Raw genomic sequence first — 1,214 nt, 5'->3', positions numbered from 1 at the left:
CAACCAGCCTCATTTCAACCTGACCGTCGATGGCGTGGAAACCGATTTCCAGGTCTTGTCGTTTACCGGCCGGGAGGCACTTAACACCCCCTTCGAATTCGAGCTGGAACTGGTCAGCGAAAAGGCTTCGATCAACCTCGAAAGCGTGCTGCACAAACTGGCGTTTCTTCAGTTGTCACCGAGCGGCAGTGGCATTCACGGGCTGGTCTACAGCATCGCCCAGGGCGAGGCGGGCAAGCGCCTGACGCGCTACAAGATCTCCCTGCGCCCGCAACTGGCGTACCTCGCGCACCGAGTCAATCAGCGCATTTTCCAGCAGATGACCGTGCAGCAGATCATCAGCCAGGTGTTGGAAGAGCACGGCATCCTCGCCAGCGATTACCACTTCCAGCTGAGCGCGATTTACCCAGAGCGCATCTACTGCGTGCAGTACGACGAATCGGATCTCGATTTCATCCAGCGCCTGTGCGAGGAGGAGGGGATTCACTACCACTTTCAGCACACCGCCAGCGGCCACAAACTCACCTTCGGTGATGACCAGACGGTGTTCCCCAAACTGGCGCCCGTGGCCTATCAGCAAGACTCCGGGCTGGTCGCGGACAAACCGGTGGTCAAGCGTTTCGGCCTGCGTCTGGCCACGCGCACCAGCCGTACCACACGGCGCGATTACGACTTCGTCAAACCGAAGATCGAGCTGGAAAGCGATGCCAAAAGCAGCGCCCAACCCGATCTTGAGGACTACGACTACCCGGGCCGTTTCGTGGATCGCGACCGTGGCAAGCACCTGGCCAATCGGGCACTTGAACGTCATCGCAGCGACTATCGACTCGCCGAAGGCAACAGCGATCAGCCTATCCTGGTCAGCGGGCATTTCCTCGCCCTGACCGAACACGCCAATCCGACGTGGAATGACCTGTGGCTGCTCACCGAAATCTTCCACGAAGGCAAGCAGCCGCAGGTGCTGGAAGAGTCGGTGACCAGCGACACCACTGACCTGAAGGACGATTTCCACCAGGGCTATCGCAACCGCTTCAGCGCGATCCCGTGGGACGTCCCCTACCGTCCGCCGCTCGATCACCCGAAACCCAAAGTCCTCGGCACGCAAAGCGCCGTGGTCTGCGGCCCGGAAGGCGAAGAGATCTACTGCGACCAGTATGGCCGGGTCAAGGTGCAGTTCTTCTGGGATCGCGAAGGCAAGCACGATGACATGACCA

The 1,214-nt window shown here is 60.0% G+C and carries 1 protein-coding gene; it reads left to right on the top strand.

Annotated features, from left to right (window positions below; genetic code table 11):
* A partial coding sequence (gene tssI / locus AACY18_RS27895) for a type VI secretion system tip protein TssI/VgrG (protein WP_339466847.1) occupies positions 1–1,214 on the top strand: 1,214 nt, incomplete at both ends.

The sequence above is a fragment of the Pseudomonas sp. EA_65y_Pfl2_P74 genome, from assembly GCF_963970575.1.
Classification (GTDB): Bacteria; Pseudomonadota; Gammaproteobacteria; order Pseudomonadales; family Pseudomonadaceae; genus Aquipseudomonas; species Aquipseudomonas baetica_A.
This window is presented reverse-complemented; position numbering and strand designations above follow the sequence as displayed.